The 17,356-nt window shown below is 66.1% G+C and carries 13 protein-coding genes; 12 read left to right on the top strand and 1 reads right to left on the bottom strand.

From position 1 onward, the window contains the following. Positions 1–66 precede the first annotated feature (66 nt). The 12 genes from ACEN9F_RS27880 to ACEN9F_RS27825 all read left to right on the top strand — a co-directional run bounded on the left by ACEN9F_RS27880 (position 67) and on the right by ACEN9F_RS27825 (position 16,229). Positions 67–2,901, top strand: a complete 2,835-nt coding sequence (locus ACEN9F_RS27880; RefSeq protein WP_413425436.1) for an ATP-binding protein — start codon at positions 67–69, stop codon at positions 2,899–2,901. A gap of 137 nt (positions 2,902–3,038) precedes the next feature. After that, on the top strand, positions 3,039–3,965 hold the full coding sequence (gene argF / locus ACEN9F_RS27875; RefSeq protein ID WP_413425434.1) for an ornithine carbamoyltransferase: 927 nt from the start codon (positions 3,039–3,041) through the stop codon (positions 3,963–3,965). Between the two features lie 63 nt (positions 3,966–4,028). After that, positions 4,029–5,261 carry an argininosuccinate synthase gene (locus ACEN9F_RS27870; protein WP_413425432.1) on the top strand — a complete coding sequence of 411 codons (1,233 nt, stop codon included), beginning with the start codon at positions 4,029–4,031 and terminating at the stop codon, positions 5,259–5,261. 103 nt (positions 5,262–5,364) lie between these two features. Continuing rightward, entirely contained in the window at positions 5,365–7,179 is a 1,815-nt protein-coding gene (locus ACEN9F_RS27865; RefSeq protein WP_413425431.1) for a methyl-accepting chemotaxis protein, read from the top strand. A gap of 42 nt (positions 7,180–7,221) precedes the next feature. Next, on the top strand, positions 7,222–9,036 hold the full coding sequence (locus ACEN9F_RS27860) for a methyl-accepting chemotaxis protein (protein ID WP_413425429.1): 1,815 nt from the start codon (positions 7,222–7,224) through the stop codon (positions 9,034–9,036). Positions 9,037–9,048: 12 nt separating this feature from the next. Further along, positions 9,049–9,495 (top strand): chemotaxis protein CheW, encoded by a 447-nt coding sequence (locus tag ACEN9F_RS27855; protein WP_413425427.1) that lies wholly within the window; start codon positions 9,049–9,051, stop codon positions 9,493–9,495. Continuing rightward, a complete protein-coding gene (locus ACEN9F_RS27850; protein ID WP_413425425.1) occupies positions 9,492–10,760 on the top strand; it encodes a CheR family methyltransferase in 1,269 nt (422 codons plus the stop codon). The genes ACEN9F_RS27855 and ACEN9F_RS27850 overlap by 4 nt, the downstream gene beginning before the upstream one ends. Positions 10,761–10,772: 12 nt before the next feature. Next, positions 10,773–11,459, top strand: a complete 687-nt coding sequence (locus tag ACEN9F_RS27845; protein ID WP_413425423.1) for a chemotaxis protein CheW — start codon at positions 10,773–10,775, stop codon at positions 11,457–11,459. After that, positions 11,456–13,777 carry a hybrid sensor histidine kinase/response regulator gene (locus tag ACEN9F_RS27840; RefSeq protein WP_413425421.1) on the top strand — a complete coding sequence of 774 codons (2,322 nt, stop codon included), beginning with the start codon at positions 11,456–11,458 and terminating at the stop codon, positions 13,775–13,777. Before ACEN9F_RS27845 ends, ACEN9F_RS27840 begins: the two co-directional genes overlap by 4 nt. Then, entirely contained in the window at positions 13,774–14,820 is a 1,047-nt protein-coding gene (gene cheB, locus ACEN9F_RS27835; protein ID WP_413425419.1) for a chemotaxis-specific protein-glutamate methyltransferase CheB, read from the top strand. The genes ACEN9F_RS27840 and cheB overlap by 4 nt, the downstream gene beginning before the upstream one ends. An 18-nt stretch (positions 14,821–14,838) precedes the next feature. Beyond that, positions 14,839–15,906 (top strand): diguanylate cyclase, encoded by a 1,068-nt coding sequence (locus tag ACEN9F_RS27830; RefSeq protein WP_413425417.1) that lies wholly within the window; start codon positions 14,839–14,841, stop codon positions 15,904–15,906. A gap of 8 nt (positions 15,907–15,914) precedes the next feature. Then, positions 15,915–16,229 carry a pyrimidine/purine nucleoside phosphorylase gene (locus ACEN9F_RS27825; RefSeq protein WP_413425415.1) on the top strand — a complete coding sequence of 105 codons (315 nt, stop codon included), beginning with the start codon at positions 15,915–15,917 and terminating at the stop codon, positions 16,227–16,229. 104 nt (positions 16,230–16,333) lie between these two features. Here the strand turns inward: ACEN9F_RS27825 and murB are convergent, their stop codons facing one another. After that, entirely contained in the window at positions 16,334–17,356 is a 1,023-nt protein-coding gene (gene murB / locus ACEN9F_RS27820; RefSeq protein ID WP_413425413.1) for a UDP-N-acetylmuramate dehydrogenase, read from the bottom strand.

Genomic DNA, 17,356 nt, shown 5'->3' with positions numbered 1-17,356 from the left:
GACGATGGCGCGCGCATAAGCTGCGTTTGAGGTCTATAATTCCTCAAGGCAAGTATTGGGGTAGCCATGGAAATTTTTGCGCTCGACGATGAGTTGGCCCGGTGGGAAGCAGCCCTGCATCCCCTGCGCGGACCTGCGCGCCTGCCGGCGCTGGTGCCGCTGGCCTGGCATCTGCGCCAGCGCGACACCGCCCGCGCCGTCGCGCTGGCCACCGAAGGCCTGCAACTGCTGCCCGCCGCCAGCCTCGCCGCCGACGCCATGGCGCTGCTCGCCGCGCGGCTGCAGCTGGTGCAGGCGGAAGCGGCCTGGCTCTCCGGCCAGCTGGACGCCGCCGACCAGCTGGCGGCGCAAGCCTATGCCCAACTGTCCCACCTCAACGACCATACCGGCTGCGCCGACGCCCACTGGCTGCGCGCCTGGATCGCCATCGACCGCGGCGACCACCTGCTGGGCGAAGCGGAACTGGAGCGCATGTCGGCCGCCGCCCGCCAGGTCGGCGACCGCCAGCGCAGCGAAATCGCCGAAGCGGCCAACGCCCGCTGGACCGTGCTGCGCGACCTGCCGACGGCCGAGCGCCGCTGGGGCCAGCACTTCGACCTCGAGGATGGCCGCCGGCCGGCCGCCGTCGCCGCCTGGATCTACGACTACTACGGCCTGGCCGCCAGCCAGCTGAGCGACTTCGGCGCCGCCGCCGCCCACTACCTGCGCTGCTACGAGGCGGCGCTGGAAACCGGCCAGCTGCGCATGGCGATCACCGCCGCCGTCAACATCGGCCTCGATTTCACCATCCTCAACGACCACCACGCGGCGCTGGAATGGATGGAGAGCGCGCTCGACCTGGCCCGTCCCACCGGCTGGCCGCGCAGCATCGGCGCCTGCCTGATGCACACCGCCGACACCATGCGCCGCCTGGGCCGGCTGGACGCCACCGAAGAAATGCTGAAGGAGGCGCTGGACATCCTGGCGCCGCTGTCGGGTGGCCGCAGCTACGCCACCGCCCTGCACTACCTGGGCGACCTGTCGCTGGACCAGGGCAAGCACGCCGCCGCGCTGGACGCCTTCCGCCAGCTGGAGCACCGCGCCGACGCCCTGCGCCAGGCAGACTTCCAGAGCATCGCCCGGCGCGGCCAGGCGCACGCGCTGTGCTTCCTCGACCGGCCGCAGGAAGCGCTGGAGATGGCCGCCCGCGCCGCCAAGCTGGCGGCCGGCCAGGCCAACCTGTACAACCACGTCGCCGCGCTGCGCGTGATGTCGGCGATCCATGTGCGCCACAAGCTGCCGCCGCCGCCCGGCATGACCGAGCCCAACGCCACGCTGCACTATCTGCACCAGGCGCTGGCGGTGGCCGCCGGCATCGACGGCTACACCCTGCCCGGCGACCTGCACGACGCGCTGGCGCGCGAGTATGCGCAGATCGGCGACTACGCCCAGGCCTACGCCGCCGCGCAATCGGCCGCCGCCGCGCGCGAGAAGACCCACAGCCAGGACGCCACCAACCGCGCCATCGCCATGCAGGTGCACCACCAGACCGAACACGCGCGCGCCGAAGGCTTCCATCACCGCGAACTGGCCGCCTCCGAAGCGCGCCGCGCCGAAGTGCTGCAGCAGACCACGGCCACGCTGGAGCGCCTGTCGGTCATCGGCCAGGAGATCACCACCCATCTCGACGCGACGGCGGTGTTCCAGGCGCTGGACCGCCACGTGCAGGCGCTGCTGCCGGCGAACACCTTCGCGATCTATATGTGCGACGCCGGCGGCGCCAGCATCACGCGCGCCTTCGGCGTCGAGAACGGCCAGCCGCTGCCGGCCAACACCATCGCGCTGGACAACCCGCGCGCCAACTCGTCCCTGAGCCTGCGCGAACGGCGCGAAGTCTACGTCGAGCAGCTCGACCCGCAGACCATCTTCCTCACGCCCGGCACGCTGCCCACCGCCAGCGCGCTGTACGTGCCGCTGCTGGTGGGCGAGCGCGCCATCGGCGTGATGACGGTGCAGGCCATGCACGCCCGCGCCTACGGCGAGCGCGAACGGCTGATCTTCCGCACGCTGTGCGCCTACGGCGCCATCGCGCTCGACAACGCCGAGGCCTACCGCCAGCTCAAGGACGCGCAAACCCAGCTGGTGTCGCAGGAAAAGCTGGCGGCCCTGGGCTCGCTGATGGCCGGCGTGGCGCACGAGCTGAATACGCCGATCGGCAACAGCCTGCTGATCGCCAGCACGCTGATGCAAAAGACCGAGGAGCTGGAGACGCAGCTGAACGGCCCAGGCCTGAAGCGCTCCGACCTGGCCAGCTACATGGCGGACGCCCGCAAGGCCCACGAGCTGGTGATGCGCGGCCTGACCAGCGCGGCGGAACTGGTCAACAGCTTCAAGCAGGTGGCGGTGGACCGCACCACCGAGCAGCGCCGCATGTTCAACCTGCAGCAGGTGTCGCACGAAGTGATCGCCACCATGATGAACCGCATCCGCGCTTCCAGCCACCGCATCGAGATCGAGGTGCCGGAGTCGATTTCGATGGACAGCTATCCCGGCCCCTTCGGCCAGGTGATCGCCAATTTCATCAACAACGCGCTGCTGCACGCCTTCGGCAAGGAGCGCAGCGGCAGCATGTGGCTGCGCGCCACCACGCCGGCCGACGGCCGCGTGCTGGTGACCTTCCGCGACAACGGCGGCGGCATCGCGCCCGAGCATATGTCGCGCATCTTCGATCCCTTCTTCACCACCAAGCTCGGCCAGGGCGGCAGCGGCCTGGGACTGTCGATCAGCTACAACATTGTCACTTCGCTACTGGGCGGCCATATCAGCGTGCACAGCGCGCTCACCGGCACCACGTTCACCCTCGACCTGCCGCTGACGGCGCCGGCGCACCAGGCCGCCGCCACGACGCAGATCTATCATTGACGCGGGAGCGCGCTAAGTACCTGTATAGACAGCATAATCTGCGGCAATTAGCCCTATCCGCCGAATTGCCTTTATAATTGTTCGGCTAAGCCGGCCAGGCACCTCGCCCCACGCCCGCTCACCTGTCAGTTGTCACTATGTCTATCCAAAAACCGATCAAGCATTACCTGCAGTTTTCCGACCTTACGTTAGCCGAATACGAGTACGTAATTGAACGCGCGCACCTGATCAAACGGAAATTCAAGAACTACGAGATCTACCACCCGCTGATCGACCGCACGCTGGTCATGGTGTTCGAGAAGAACTCGACCCGCACGCGCCTGTCCTTCGAGGCCGGCATGCACCAGTTGGGCGGCGCGGCGATCTACCTCAACACCCGCGACTCCCAGCTGGGCCGCGGCGAGCCGGTGGAAGACGCCGGCCAGGTGATGAGCCGCATGTGCGACATCATCATGGTGCGCACCTTCGGCCAGGACATCATCGAGCGTTTCGCCGCCAATTCGCGCGTGCCGGTGATCAATGGCCTGACCAACGAGCACCACCCGTGCCAGGTGTTCGCCGACATCTTCACCTACTACGAGCACCGCGGCGCCATCACCGGCAAGACGGTGGCCTGGATCGGCGACGCCAACAACATGCTGTACTCGTGGCTGCAGGCGGCCGAGGTGTTCGGCTTCCACGTCAACGTCTCGACGCCGAAGGGCTACGACATGGACATGTCGCTGGTCTCGACCGACCGCTACACCTTCTTCGAGAACCCGTCCGACGCCTGCGAAGGCGCGCACCTGGTCAACACCGACGTCTGGACCAGCATGGGCTACGAAGAGGAAAACGCCGCCCGCCTGAAAGCCTTCGACGGCTGGATCGTCGACGGCGCCAAGATGGCGCGCGCCGCGCCGGACGCGCTGTTCATGCACTGCCTGCCCGCCCACCGCGGCGAGGAAGTCTCGGCCGACGTCATCGACGGCCCGCAGTCGGTGGTCTGGGACGAGGCGGAAAACCGCCTGCACATCCAGAAGGCCCTGATCGAATACCTGCTGATCGGCCGCGTCGACAACACGTAATTCGTCATTCCCGCCCAGGCGGGAACGACGGCGGAAACAACTTTACCTAGGAATGGAATCAACATGAGCGATATTAAAAAAGTAGTCCTCGCCTACTCGGGCGGCCTCGATACCTCCGTCATCCTCAAGTGGCTGCAGGATAACTACCAGTGCGAGATCGTCACCTTCACCGCCGACCTGGGCCAGGGCGAAGAGCTGGAGCCGGCGCGCGCCAAGGCCATCAAGTTCGGCATCAAGCCTGAGAACATCTACATCGACGACGTGCGCGAAGAATTCGTGCGCGACTTCGTGTTCCCCATGTTCCGCGCCAATACCGTGTACGAAGGCGAATACCTGCTGGGCACCTCGATCGCGCGTCCGCTGATCGCCAAGCGCCTGATCGAGATCGCCAACGAGACCGGCGCCGATGCCATCTCGCACGGCGCCACCGGCAAGGGCAACGACCAGGTGCGCTTCGAGCTGGGCGCCTACGCGCTGAAGCCGGGCGTCAAAGTGATCGCGCCGTGGCGCGAGTGGGACCTGCTGTCGCGCGAAAAACTGCTGAAGTACGCGGAAGACGCCGGCATCGCCATCGACATGAAGCACAAGAACGGCGGCGCGCCGTACTCGATGGACGCCAACCTGCTGCACATCTCCTTCGAAGGCCGCCACCTGGAAAACCCGAGCGCCGAAGCCGAGGAATCGATGTGGCGCTGGAGCGTCAGCCCCGAGGCGGCGCCGGACCAGGCCGAGTACCTGGACATCGAATACGAGCGCGGCGACATCGTCGCCCTGAACGGCGTGCGCATGTCGCCAGCCACCGTGCTGACCGAACTAAATCGCCTGGGCGGCAAGCACGGCATCGGCCGCCTCGACCTGGTGGAGAACCGCTACGTCGGCATGAAGTCGCGCGGCTGCTACGAAACCCCCGGCGGCACCATCATGCTGAAGGGCCACCGCGCCATCGAATCGATCACGCTGGACCGCGAAGTGGCCCACCTGAAGGACGACCTGATGCCGCGCTACGCGTCGATGATCTACAACGGCTACTGGTGGGCGCCGGAGCGCGTCGCGATCCAGACCCTGATCGACCACACCCAGGCCACCGTCAACGGCTGGGTGCGCGTCAAGCTGTACAAGGGCAATGTGATCGTCGTCTCGCGCGATTCGAAGACCGACTCCCTGTTTGATATGAACATCGCCACCTTTGACGAAGACGGCGGCGCCTACAACCAGGCCGACGCCGGCGGTTTCATCAAGCTGAACGCGCTGCGCATGCGCATCGCCGCGAACGCCCGCCTGAAGCGCGGTCAATAAGCGACACACGAGAGCCGCTCGATGAGCGGCTCTTTTTTTTGTCCTCCGCAAAGGGCGACAAAATGATACATTGCTCCCACAGCCTGATCAGAGTGGAGCGTATATGCTTAAAGACCTCAGTATCAAGACAAAACTCGCCGGCGGCTTCGGCGCCATCGTCGCCATCATCCTGGTCCTGCTGGCGACGGCCTACACCAATTTCAGCAAGCTCTCCACCGCCAGCGAGTGGGACCGGCATACGCTGCAGGTGCTGCTGGAAGCGAACCAGATCGAGACCGCCCTGCTGCAGATCCAGACCTCGACCCGCGGCTTCATGCTGACCGGCGACGAGAGCACCACCGCGCCGATCCCCACCGAGGAAGAAGCCGTGCGCCGCCACCTGGCCAACATTCTCCAGCTCACCTCCGACAATCCGATCCAACAGGAGCGCCTGAAGCGTCTCGGCCCCATGATGGAAAACTGGATCATCAATGTGATCCATCCTTTGCTGGACAAACGGCGCGCATTGAACAAGCAGATGGGCGTGTCGCAGCAGGTGGCGACGGCGGCCGATGTGCTGAACGGCGCCAGGACAGTCGCCGAGGTGCGGCAGCTGATCCACGATATCAGCGCCGATGAAGAACGCCTGCTGGCGCTGCGCTCGCAGACCTCGAACAATCTGCAGCAGACGATGGCCACGCTGCTGATCCTGGGCGGCGGCATCTGCGTAGTGCTGGCCATCGTCGTCGGCTACCTGCTGTCGGCGGCGCTGCTGGGTCCCTTGAACAAACTGACCGCCGCCGTCGGCCGCATCGCCGGCGGCGAGCAATCGGCGCGCGCCGACGTCTTGTCCCGTGACGAGCTGGGTGAAGTCACGACCGCATTCAACCACATGGCACAGGCCATCCAGGACAACCAGGCCAACGAGCTGGCGGCCACCAACCTGCTCAAGTCCAAGGTCGATTCGCTGCTCGGCGTGGTCTCCAAGGCCGCAGCGGGCGATTTGACCGGCAAGGTCGAGGTCTCCGGCAGCGACGCCATCGGCCAGCTGGCCCATGGCCTGGACCGCATGTTCGAGAACCTGCGCGCGCTGCTCAACAACATCCAGAAGGCCGGCATCCAGGTCACCACTTCGGCCACCGAGATCGCCGCCTCGGCCAAGCAGCAGGAAGCGACCGGCATCGAGCAGGCCCAGACCAGCGTCGAGATCCTCAGCACCACCAAGGAAATCTCCGCCAACACCTCGCAGCTGCTCAAGACCATGGAGGACGCCACCGCCGTCGCCGACTACACCACCAACGCCACCGCCGACGCCCAGACCAACCTGCGCCGCATGGACAGCACCATGCAGCACATGGTCTCGGCCACCGACTCGATCAACGCCAAGCTGGCCGCGCTGTCCGAGAAAGCCTCCAACATCAACAGCGTGCTGATCACCATCACCAAGGTGGCCGACCAGACCAACATCCTCTCGCTCAACGCCGCCATCGAGGCCGAAAAGGCCGGCGAGGCCGGGCGCGGCTTCTCGGTGGTGGCCACCGAAATCCGCCGCCTGGCCGACCAGACCTCGGTCTCCACCTGGGACATCGAGCAGATGCTCAAGGAGATGCAGTCGGCCGTCTCGGCCAGCGTGATGGGCATGGACAAATTCTCCGAAGAGATACGCCGCAGCGTCGGCGAGGTGCGCCAGGTGACCGACCAGCTGTCGGGCGTGATGGACCAGGTGCAGAAGCTGGCGCCGCAGTTCGACGTGGTGCTGCAGGGGATGCAGTCGCAGGCCGTGGGCGCGCAGCAGATCTCGGAAACCATGATGCAGCTGAACGAGGCCACCCAGCAGACCGTGGAATCGCTCAAGGCCACCAGCGAAGCGGTGCACCAGCTTCAATACGCGGCGGGCGACCTGCAGACCAGTGTCGCCAACTTTGCCGTGGCGGCCTGAGCGTGGGACAATGGCGGATGAACCGTGGCACATGGAGATCAAATGTTTAAAGACCTGAGCATCAAAAAGAAGCTGTACCTGAGTTTTGGCGCCATCCTCGCCATCATCCTGGTGCTGCTGTCCATCGCGTACAACCGCTTCAACAGCCTGTCCGACGCCAACGGCTGGGACAGGCACACGATGGAGGTGATCCAGGACATCGACAGCTTGCGCAACGACCTGCTGCAAGTCCAGGTGGAGGCGCGTGGCTACTACCTGACCGGCAGCGCCGAACGCCTTGAGCGAGCGCGCAAGGAAATGCGCGACATTCCCGCCTCCATCCTGACGCTGCAAAAAATAACCAGCGATAATCCAACCCAGGTTGCTCGCTTTAAAAAGCTGGAAGCCATGATCAACGCCTGGTCCAAGGACGTCATCGAGTCGCAGCTGGCGCTGCGCGAATCGATGGGCGACAAGCCCGGTGCGGCCGATGCCATGGGCCGCACCAACCAGCTGTCGGGCACCGCCTCCGCCATCGGCGAGGTCTATAAAATCATGAACCAGGCGGCGGACGAAGAGCACAAGCTGCTGGCCGTCCGCGCCGAGGCATCCAACGCGCTGCAGGAAACCATGCGCCTGATACTGACCGCCGGCGGCGTCGCCTGCGTGCTGCTGTCGGCGGCCATCGCCTGGCTGCTGGTCCGTTCGCTGCTGACGCCCTTGAACAACCTGACCCACGCGGTCGGCCGCATCGCCGGCGGCGAGCAATCGGCGCGCGCAGCGGTGCTCTCCGGCGATGAGCTGGGCCGGGTGAGCACGGAATTCAACCGCATGGCGCAATCCATCCAGGACAGCCAGGCCAACGAGCTGGCGGCCACCAACCTGCTCAAGTCCAAGGTCGATTCGCTGCTCGGCGTGGTCTCCAAGGCCGCAGCGGGCGATTTGACCGGCAAGGTCGAGGTCTCCGGCAGCGACGCCATCGGCCAGCTGGCCCATGGCCTGGACCGCATGTTCGAGAACCTGCGCGCGCTGCTCAACAACATCCAGAAGGCCGGCATCCAGGTCACCACCTCGGCCACCGAGATCGCCGCCTCGGCCAAGCAGCAGGAAGCGACCGGCATCGAGCAGGCCCAGACCAGCGTCGAGATCCTCAGCACCACCAAGGAAATCTCCGCCAACACCTCGCAGCTGCTCAAGACCATGGAGGACGCCACCGCCGTCGCCGACTACACCACCAACGCCACCGCCGACGCCCAGACCAACCTGCGCCGCATGGACAGCACCATGCAGCACATGGTCTCGGCCACCGACTCGATCAACGCCAAGCTGGCCGCGCTGTCCGAGAAAGCCTCCAACATCAACAGCGTGCTGATCACCATCACCAAGGTGGCCGACCAGACCAACATCCTCTCGCTCAACGCCGCCATCGAGGCCGAAAAGGCCGGCGAGGCCGGGCGCGGCTTTTCGGTCGTGGCCACCGAAATCCGCCGCCTGGCCGACCAGACCTCGGTCTCCACCTGGGACATCGAGCAGATGCTCAAGGAGATGCAGTCGGCCGTCTCGGCCAGCGTGATGGGCATGGACAAATTCTCCGAAGAGATACGCCGCAGCGTCGGCGAGGTGCGCCAGGTGACCGACCAGCTGTCGGGCGTGATGGACCAGGTGCAAAAGCTGGCGCCGCAGTTCGACGTGGTGCTGCAGGGGATGCAGTCACAGGCCGTGGGCGCGCAGCAGATCTCGGAAACCATGATGCAGCTGAACGAGGCCACCCAGCAGACCGTGGAATCGCTCAAGGCCACCAGCGAAGCGGTGCACCAGCTTCAATACGCGGCGGGCGACCTGCAGACCAGCGTCGCCAACTTCGCGGTCGCGGTGTAAGCGGAGCCGCCGATGAAACTCCTCATCTTCCACATCGGCGCCGACCGCTATGGCCTGCGCCTGCGCGACGTGGTCCGCGTGCTGCCGCTGCTGGAACTCAAGCACCTGCCGCTGGCGCCGGATCCGGTGGCGGGGCTGATGGATTTCCATGGCCAGTCGGTGCCGGTGATCGACTTGTGCCGGGCCAGCGGCCTGCCATCCGGCGAGGACCATTTCGACACCCGCATCATCGTCGCCGACTACCACGCGCCGGAAGGCACGGACCACCTGCTCGGCTTGCGCGCCGAGCGCGTGCTGGGGGTGCAGGAAGTGAGCGAGGCGCAGCTGGCCGACAGCGGCGTGCAAGCGGCGCCTTTCCTCGGCCAGGTCGCCAGCGACGCGCAGGGCATGCTGCAACTGGTCGAACTTGAACAACTGTTGCCCGAGTCGCTGCGCGCGCTGCTGTTCCAGCCATCATGACGCCCGCCCAGTCCATGCTGCGCAAGGCCACCGGCTTGAGCCTGTCCAAGTCCCTGGTCGAACGCGCCATCAGGAACCGCATGGAGCAAACCGCCGTCGCCGACCAGGACCAGTACCTGGAGCAGATGACGCCGGAGGAGCTGACCGAGCTGATCGAACTGGTGGTGGTGCCGGAATCGTGGTTCTACCGCGACCAGCAGGCCTTCCACGCCGCCGCCGATTTCGTCCGCACGCGGCTGGCCGCCGACAACGGCCGCCTGGTGCGCATCCTGTCCATCCCCTGCGCCGGCGGCGAGGAACCGTACACGATCGCGATGGTGCTGTCCGACGCCGGCATCCCGCCGGGGAGCTTCATCATCGACGCCTTCGACATCAGCCCCGGCTGCGTCGAACGCGCCAAAAGCGGCATCTACGGCCGCAACGCCTTCCGCAGCCAGGAGATGGGCTTCCGCGACCGCTACTTCAGCCACCTCGGCGATGACGAGTACCGCATCGCCGACGCGATCCGCAAGCAGGTCCGCATCAAGCAGGGCAACCTGCTGGAGTTCGACCTGGGCACGCGCACCGGCTACTACGACGTGATCTTCTGCCGCAACCTGCTGATCTACTTCGACAAGCCGACCACCAAGGCCGCCATCGCCAAGCTGGAAGCCTTGCTGGCGTCCGACGGCCAGCTGTTCGCCGGCTATGCCGAGGTGCCCTCGTTCTGCCAGCACGGCTTTGCGCCGCTGAAGTACGCACAGGCGTTCGGCCTGACCAAGGAGGCCGCCGCCGCGCCGCGCAAGACGGCGCACCCCGGCGCCTCGGCCGCCAAGGCCGCGCCGCCGGCGGCGCGCCTGGCCCGGGGCACAGCGCAGCAGCAGCCCGCGCCACCGGCACCCCGCGCAGCGAAGCCGCCGGCCGCGCCGGCGCCCAAGGCCGCAGCGAAGCCGACCGCCGCGACCACGCCCGCCGTCGACCTGCTGGTCGAGGCGCGCCGCCTGGCCGACCTGGGCGACGTCAAGGCCGCCGAAAGCACATGCCGCGACCATCTGGCGCAGCAGCCCGATTCGGCCGAAGCCTATTTCATCCTCGGCCTGCTGAACGAGTTGACCAACAAAATCAAGCTCGCCGAAGACTACTGGAAGCGCTGCATCTACCTGCAGCCCGACCACTACGAAGCGCTGTGCCACCTGGCGCTGCTGGCCGAGGCCAACAACGACGCCACCGGCGCCGCCGCGCTCAAGGCCCGCGCCGCGCGCATCTACAAACGCCAGCAAGCATAAAGGCGACCACACATGACGAACACCACCTCCCCCATCGCCATTGTCGACATCGACGACTGCTGGAACCGCATCGGCGTGGTCGGCGACCAGAGTTGCGAGAAGCTGGAGCAGGCCGTCCACTGCCGCAACTGCGAGGTCTACGCCGGCGCCGCCCAGCGCAACCTGCAGCGCGTGGTCGGCGACGACTACAAGAAGGACTGGGCCGCGCACTTCCGCCAGGCCGCCTCCGGCGCCCGGCAGCTCGACGCCTCCTGCCTGGTGTTCCGCATCGGCCGCGAATGGCTGTCGCTGCCGACCAGGATGTTCGTCTCGGTGGCGCCGCAAGCCAGGCCGCACCGCCTGCCGCATCGCAACGGCCGTGGCCTGAGCGGCATCGTCAACGTCGGCGGCACGCTCTATCCCTGCATGTCGCTGGCCGACCTGCTGGGCATCGACGCCAGCGAAGGCGAAGCCGCCACCAATCGCCACACCTTCGCCCGCGTGCTGCTGACGCAATGGGAAGACCAGGCCTACGCGCTGCCGGTGGCCGACCTGCATGGCATCCTGCGCTACGCCACGGCCACGGTGCAGGCGCCGGCCGCCACCATCAACAAGGGCTTGTCCCGCTTCCTGACCGGCGTGATTTCGCATGAAGACATGCATATCGGCGTACTGGACGAAGCGCTGATCGGCTATCAACTCGCGAGGACCCTGCGATGAGCCAGGATAAAGACAAGCTCGGCAACGCAGACCTGAGCCAGTTTTCCATGCTGGACCTGTTCCGCATGGAGGCGGACAGCCAGACCCAGATCCTGACCGACGGCCTGCTGGCGATGGAGCGCCTGAAGGACGACGCCGGCGCGGTCGAATCGATGATGCGCGCGGCCCACTCGATCAAGGGCGCCGCCGCCATCGTCGGCCTGGAAGTGGTGGTGCAGCTGGCGCATGGCATGGAGGACGCCTTCATCGCCGCGCAGCACGGCAAGCTGGCGCTGACGCCGAACCGCGTCGACGTACTGCTGGCCGGGGTCGACCTGATCCTCCAGCTGTCGCGCCTGCAGGACACCGGCGTCGACGCCTGGCTGGCCGCCAACGCCGAACAGATCAAGCGCACGCTGGACGCCATCGCCACCATCGCCTTCCTGCCGGAACCCGTCAACCTGCAAGCCGAAGCGGGCCTGCCGCCGCCGGCCTCCGCGCCAGCCGCCGCCCCGGCCTTCCCGGTCGGCGAGCTGCCGATCGCCGCCCAGGCGCCGGCCGCCGCTACGGAAGAAGCGCAGGCGCCCGGCGCCCGCCTGCCCGCCGCCGCGCTGAAGACCGCGCAAAACTTCGACAAGCTGCTGTCGCTGGCCAGCGAATCGCGCATCAACGCGCACCAGATGCATCCCTTCATTCAGAACATGCAGCGCTTCAAGCGCAACCAGAGCAGCCTGTTCTCGCTGATCGAGCAGCTGCACGAGGCCATCGCCAACAGCGACGACGCCAACCTGAAAGAGAAGTCCCTGCTGGCGCTGCAAAAGACCCATCCGCTCAAGCAGTTCGTGCTGGAGCACATCGCCGACATCGAAGCCTACGAACGCCGCCTGCTGGCCGTCTCGCAAGGCATGGTGGACGAAGTGCTGACCATGCGCATGCGTCCCTTCCGCGACGGCGTGCAGGCCTTCCCGCGCATGGTGCGCGACCTGGCGCGCAACCTGGGCAAGGATGTGCAGCTGCAGATCATCGGCGAGGATACGCTGGTCGACCGCGACATCCTGGCCAGGATCGAAAGCCCGCTCAATCACATGCTGCGCAACGCCATCGACCACGGCATGCAGCCGGCCGCCGAGCGCATCGCCGCCGGCAAGCCGGGTCCCGGCACCATCGTGCTGGAAGCGAAGCACCGCGCCGGCATGCTCAGTATCGAGATCAGCGACGACGGCAACGGCGTCGACCTGGAAAAAATCCGCGCCCGCGTGATCGACCGCAAGATGGCCAGCGCGCAGATGGCGGCCTCGTTGTCGCCGGCGGAATTGCTGGAGTTCCTGTTCCTGCCCGCCTTCAGCCTCAAGGAAAGCACCACCGAGATTTCCGGGCGCGGCGTCGGCCTGGACATCGTGCACGAAACCATACGCTCGCAGAATGGCACGGTGCGCATCGAATCGGAGCTGGGCACCGGCTTCCGCACCTACATCACGCTGCCGCTGACGCAATCGATCGTGCGCGCGCTGGTGGTGGACGTCAAGGGCGAGGCCTACGCGGTGCCCATCGTACAGGTGGAGCGCGTGATCAAGGTGCCGCAGTCCGCCATCCACACCCTGGAAAGCAAGCAGTTCTTCGATTTCGGCGGCGAGCATCTGGGCCTGGTCTCGGCGGCGCAGGTGCTGGAACTGGGCGACACCGAGGCCGGCAGCACCGAACTGGCGGTGGTGGTGATCGGCAGCGGCGCGCGCCGCTATGCGCTGGTGGTGGACGCCATCCGCGGCGAGCAAAGCCTGGCGGTGCAGGCCATCGATCCGATCTTCGGCAAGATGCGCGACATCTCCGCCGCCGCCCTGCTGGACGACGGCGAGCCGGTGCTGATCCTTGACGTGCCGGACCTGCTGCTGTCGATCGACAAGCTGCTGCACGAGGGCGGCCTGCACCAGCTGACCAAGTCCGACCAGGCCGAGCGCCGCAAGACCAAGCGCATCCTGGTGGTCGACGACTCGCTCACGGTGCGCGAAATGGAGCGCAAGCTGCTGCTGGCGCGGGGCTTCCTGGTCGATATCGCCATCGACGGCATCGACGGCTGGAACGTGGTGCGCAGCGGCGACTACGATCTGGTGATCACCGACGTCGACATGCCGCGCATGGACGGCATCGAGCTGGTCACCCTTATCAAGAAGGACATACACCTGCATAAATTGCCAGTCATGATAGTCTCTTACAAAGACAGGCCTGAAGACCGCGCGCGCGGTCTTTCGGCCGGGGCCGACTATTACCTGACCAAGGGCAGCTTCCACGACGAGACGCTGCTCGACGCCGTCAGCGATTTGATTGGAGACGCACGTAGATGAAGATCGCCATCGCCAACGATGTCGCCATGGCGGCCGAAGCGCTGCGGCGCGTGGTTGCCAGCACCGCCGAGCACCAGGTGCTGTGGATCGCCCGTACCGGCCTGGAAGCCGTGCGCATGTGCGCCGACAACTGCCCGGACCTGATCCTGATGGATCTGAACATGCCGGAGATGGACGGTGTCGAGGCCACCCGCGTGATCATGGAGCAAAGCCCGTGTGCGATCCTGGTGGTGACCGGTCGTCCGCAGGACAACGTCAACCAGGTGTTCCGCGCGCTGGGCGCCGGTGCGCTGGACGTGACGGCGACGCCGGTGCTGCAAGGCCAGCCGGGCGGCGACACCGAGCTGCTGGCCAAGATCCGCACCATGGACAAGCTGATACGCCACAGCGGCGGCAGCCAGGCCATGATGCCCAAGACCGCCGCCAACGGCCATGCCGGCGCCGCGGCCGCGGCGCCGGATGCGCCGGAGCGCGTCACCTCGCTGCTGGCGATCGGCGCCTCCACCGGCGGCCCGGTGGCGGTGTCCAAGATGCTGGCCGGCTGGGTGCCGCCGCGCGGCTGCGCCATCGTGGTGGTGCAGCACATCGACCAGCACTTCGCCGACAACTTCGCGCGCTGGCTGGGCGAGCAGCTCGACATGCCGGTGCGCGCCGCCGAACAGGGCGACGAACTGGTGGCCGGCACGGTCCTGATCGCCAAGAGCAACGACCACTTAACGCTGGATCAAAACCACCGGCTGAGTTACGATGCCAATCCGAAGGACTACGCCTACCGGCCGTCGGTCGACGTGTTTTTCCACTGCGTGGCGCAGCACTGGAAGGGCGAGGCGGTCGGCGTGCTGTTGACCGGCATGGGCCGCGACGGCGCCGAAGGCTTGCTGGCGATGCGCCGCGCCGGCCAGACCACCATCGCCCAGGACCAGGCCAGCAGCGCGGTGTATGGCATGCCGCGCGCCGCCGCCGAGCTGGATGCGGCGCAAATGATTTTACCGCTGTCGAAGATCGGACCGGTCTTGCGCAGCACCCTGGGCGGACGCGCCTGACAGAAAAAGAGAACACCGATGTCCGAAGCAAATGTAATCGCAGCAGATCCGGAACACGCACTGCCCGTTTTCAAAGTGCGGGTGCTGCTGGTCGATGACCAGCTGATCATCGTCGAGGCGGTGCGCCGCATGTTGAGCGACCAGTCCGACATCGAATTCCACTACGTGACCGACGCCACCAAGGCGCTGGAATCGGCGCTGCAGCTGCAGCCGACCGTGATCCTGCAGGACCTGGTGATGCCGTCCATCGACGGCTTCGGCCTGATCGCCCAGTACCGCGACGATCCGGCGCTGCGCACCGTGCCGGTGATCGTCCTCTCGGCCAAGGAAGACCCGAAGCTCAAGGCCCACAGCTTCGCCACCGGCGCCAACGACTACATGGTCAAGCTGCCGGACAAGCTGGAACTGCTGGCGCGCGTGCGCTACCACTCGGGCGCGCACATCAGCCGCCTGCAGCGCGACCAGGCCTTCCGCTTCCTGCGCGAAAGCCAGAAGCAGCTGGCCGACGCCAACATCGAACTGCAAAAGCTGGCGGCCCTCGACGGCCTGACCGGCATCGCCAACCGCCGCCGCTTCGACGACACCATGCGCATCGAATGGCAGCGCGGCCAGCGCGACAAGAAGCCCTTGACGCTGCTGATGTGCGACGTGGATTTTTTCAAGCTGTACAACGACAGCTTCGGCCACCTGGCGGGCGACTTGTGCCTGAAGAAGGTGGCCGCCGTATTAACCGAACATCTGAAGCGCCCGGCCGATCTGGCTGCGCGCTACGGCGGCGAGGAATTCGCGATTATCCTGCCGGAGACTGAATTGACCGGGGCACTGATCGTGGCCGAGTCATGCCGCCGCCACCTGGAACAGCTCGCGATTGAAAATCCGCAAGCGAGTACGGAACTGTCCTCTGTGACCATGTCGATCGGCGTGGCCAGCGTGGTGCCGTCGCCAGCCTCCAGCATCGAGGAGCTGATCCAGCAAGCCGACCAGGCACTGTACGCCGCCAAGCGCGGCGGCCGCAACCGCGTGATGAACGCGGCCGGCCTGCCCGGTCTTACTCCAGCATCGAACCCAGCGAATAACCAAGGATAAACAGCAGCATGAGTGCTCAAATTGATCAAGTCAGCGTCGTCAAGAAATCGAATATCTACTTTGACGGCAAGTGCGTCTCGCACAGCGTCATCCTGGCGGACGGCAGCAAGAAAACCGTCGGCGTGATCTTCCCGTCCAGCCTGACCTTCAACACCGGCGCGCCGGAAATCATGGAAATCGTCGGCGGCGTGTGCAAGGTGCGCCTGGCCGGCGCCACCGAATGGAACACCTACGGCGCAGGCCAGGAATTCAAGGTCGGCGCCAACACCAGCTTCGATATCGAGACGCTCGAGACGCTCGACTACGTCTGCCACTTCGGCTAACCCAGCCTCGGTGTCCAGCCTCGGTGTCAGTGCCGACATTCGGACACGAGCTCAGCTATTACAATAGCTGAGCTCGTGTCCGAATGTCGGCACTGACACCGCTCTTAAATGAAGACCGGCTCCGGCTCCAGCAGCACGCCATAGCGCGCCTGCACGTCGGCCTGTATCGCCTTGGCCAGCGCCACCACTTCCGCGCCGGTGGCGCCGCCGTTATTCACCAGCACCAGCGCCTGTTTCGGATACACGCCCGCAGCACCGAGACTGCGTCCCTTCCAGCCGCATTGATCGATCAACCACCCGGCCGCCAGCTTCTCGCTGCCGTCCGGCTGCGCGTGATGCACCAGCGTCGGGAAGCGCTCCAGCAGGGCCGCACATTGCGCCGCGTCGACCACCGGATTCTTGAAGAAGCTGCCCGCGTTGCCGATCACGGCCGGATCCGGCAGCTTGCGGCGCCGGATCGCGATCACCGTATCGGCAACCTGCTGCGCGCTCGGCGCCGCGATGCCCTGCTCCGCCAGCGCCTGCGCCAGCTCGGCGTAGCGCAGGTTCGGCTGCCACCGCTTGGGCAGCGCGAACGTCACGTCGAGGATAATCAGATGGCGGCCGCCGTCCTGCTTGAAGATGCTGTCGCGGTAGGCGAAGCGGCACTCCGCCGCACGCATCTCGCGCGTGGTCCCGGTGGACGGATCGAAGGCCGTCAGGCTGTGGAACACATCCTTGGTCTCCAGCCCATAGGCGCCGATATTCTGGATCGGCGCCGCGCCCACCGTGCCGGGGATCAGCGAGAGATTCTCCAGTCCGCCCAAGCCCTGCGCCAGCGTCCATTGCACGAACGCATGCCAGTTCTCGCCGGCCGCCGCGCGCACGTAGCGGTGCTGCTCATCCTCGCCGACCACGTCCCTGCCCTGCAGCGCGATGTGCAAAACCAGCCCCGCGAAGTCTTGCGTCAGCAGCAAATTGCTGCCGCCGCCCAACACCAGTCGCGGCAAAGTAGCCCATGCGGCATCAGCAAAAACGCCGAGCAGCTGCTCTGTTTTTGTCACGCGCAAATAGGCTTGCGCGGTCGCCGCGATGCCGAAGGTGTTGAGGGATTGCAGGGGGAAGTGGGGAGTGGGCTGTAAGGACAT

Source organism: Duganella sp. CT11-25 (assembly GCF_047302815.1).
In the GTDB taxonomy this organism is placed as follows: domain Bacteria; phylum Pseudomonadota; class Gammaproteobacteria; order Burkholderiales; family Burkholderiaceae_D; genus Rugamonas.
Note: the sequence above shows the minus strand (reverse complement) of the source record. Positions and strands in the feature narration are given on the sequence as shown.

Bases quoted from the DNA above. Each gene is read 5' to 3' on its own strand.
- ACEN9F_RS27830 (WP_413425417.1), top strand. From the start codon at position 14,839: ATGTCCGAAGCAAATGTAATCGCAGCAGATCCGGAACACGCACTGCCC.
- ACEN9F_RS27865 (WP_413425431.1), top strand. From the start codon at position 5,365: ATGCTTAAAGACCTCAGTATCAAGACAAAACTCGCCGGCGGCTTCGGC.
- ACEN9F_RS27870 (WP_413425432.1), top strand. From the start codon at position 4,029: ATGAGCGATATTAAAAAAGTAGTCCTCGCCTACTCGGGCGGCCTCGAT.
- argF (WP_413425434.1), top strand. From the start codon at position 3,039: ATGTCTATCCAAAAACCGATCAAGCATTACCTGCAGTTTTCCGACCTT.
- ACEN9F_RS27855 (WP_413425427.1), top strand. From the start codon at position 9,049: ATGAAACTCCTCATCTTCCACATCGGCGCCGACCGCTATGGCCTGCGC.
- ACEN9F_RS27825 (WP_413425415.1), top strand. From the start codon at position 15,915: ATGAGTGCTCAAATTGATCAAGTCAGCGTCGTCAAGAAATCGAATATC.
- ACEN9F_RS27850 (WP_413425425.1), top strand. From the start codon at position 9,492: ATGACGCCCGCCCAGTCCATGCTGCGCAAGGCCACCGGCTTGAGCCTG.
- cheB (WP_413425419.1), top strand. From the start codon at position 13,774: ATGAAGATCGCCATCGCCAACGATGTCGCCATGGCGGCCGAAGCGCTG.
- ACEN9F_RS27840 (WP_413425421.1), top strand. From the start codon at position 11,456: ATGAGCCAGGATAAAGACAAGCTCGGCAACGCAGACCTGAGCCAGTTT.
- ACEN9F_RS27845 (WP_413425423.1), top strand. From the start codon at position 10,773: ATGACGAACACCACCTCCCCCATCGCCATTGTCGACATCGACGACTGC.
- murB (WP_413425413.1), bottom strand. From the start codon at position 17,356: ATGTCCTTACAGCCCACTCCCCACTTCCCCCTGCAATCCCTCAACACC.
- ACEN9F_RS27860 (WP_413425429.1), top strand. From the start codon at position 7,222: ATGTTTAAAGACCTGAGCATCAAAAAGAAGCTGTACCTGAGTTTTGGC.
- ACEN9F_RS27880 (WP_413425436.1), top strand. From the start codon at position 67: ATGGAAATTTTTGCGCTCGACGATGAGTTGGCCCGGTGGGAAGCAGCC.